General features: G+C 71.0%; 2 protein-coding genes. Both read left to right on the top strand.

All coding sequences use genetic code 11. The features are described 5' to 3' along the window. Window positions 1-58: 58 nt before the first annotated feature. Entirely contained in the window at window positions 59-376 is a 318-nt protein-coding gene (locus BSB02_RS39210) for a sensor histidine kinase (RefSeq protein ID WP_084966075.1), read from the top strand. Continuing rightward, window positions 373-1,017, top strand: a complete 645-nt coding sequence (locus tag BSB02_RS39205) for a response regulator (RefSeq protein ID WP_143591787.1) — start codon at window positions 373-375, stop codon at window positions 1,015-1,017. The genes BSB02_RS39210 and BSB02_RS39205 overlap by 4 nt, the downstream gene beginning before the upstream one ends. Window positions 1,018-1,081: the final 64 nt, after the last annotated feature.

Genomic DNA, 1,081 nt, shown 5'->3' with positions numbered 1-1,081 from the left:
CCCGACTTGACAACACGCGGTGGGCCTTAACTACCCGGCATTGGGCTTAACGGCCATCATGAACGCTTGCGAGCCGCGTGCCCTGCCCGCCGCCGTCGAGGTGGCGCTCTACCGGATCGCGCAGGAAGCCGTCACCAACGTCATCCGGCACTCCGGGGCCGACCGCTGCATCATCGACCTGGAGCTGGCCGAGCACGAGGTGACGGTCGCGGTGTCCGACGACGGCACCGGCATCGCCGCCGCCGACCGCCCCGGCGTGGGCACCGCGTCGATGCGCGAGCGCGCCGAGGAACTCGGCGGCACCCTCACCATCTCCACCGGCGCCGGCGGCACCCGCGTCGCCGCGCGACTCCCCCTGGCCAAGGAATCCGCATGATCCGCATCCTGCTCGCCGACGACCACCCGATCTTCCGGTACGGTCTGCGTGCCGTGCTGGCCTCCGACCCGGACATGGAGCTGGTCGGCGAGGCCGGATCGGGTGAGGAGGCCGTCGAGCTGACCAGGGGGCTACGGCCCGACGTGGTGCTCATGGACATCAGCATGCCCGGCCTGAACGGGGTCGAGGCCACTCACCGCATCCTGCAGGAGTCGCCGGGGACGAACATCCTGATCGTCACGATGTACGACGACAGCGCCTCGGTGCTGGCCGCCCTCAAAGCCGGCGCCCGCGGCTACGTCATCAAGGGCGCCGACCGCGAGGAGCTGCTGCGCGCCGTCCGGGCCGCCGCGGCCGGCCAGACCCTGCTCAGCCCCGCCGCCGCGCAACACCTGACCGGCCAGATCACCAAGGCCCGTCCCGCCGGGCAGCCCTTTCCCGAGCTGACCGCCCGCGAACACGACATCCTCGACCTGCTCGCGGCCGGCTACACCAACCCCGCCATCGCCGAACGAGCCGGCCTCAGCTCCAAGACCGTCCGCAACTACATCTCCACCATCCTTGCCAAACTGGGCGCCGCCTCCCGCGCTGAGGCCATCAGCCGTGCCCGCGCCGCCGGCCTGGGCGGCACCCGGTCGTAGCACGCACGCAGAACGCCTTCTAAGCGGCATTCCAGAAGTTCCGCTTGTAACCGGCGGGCAGCCA

The organism is Thermoactinospora rubra (assembly GCF_002093975.1).
Lineage (GTDB): Bacteria > Actinomycetota > Actinomycetes > Streptosporangiales > Streptosporangiaceae > Nonomuraea > Nonomuraea rubra_A.
This window is presented reverse-complemented; position numbering and strand designations above follow the sequence as displayed.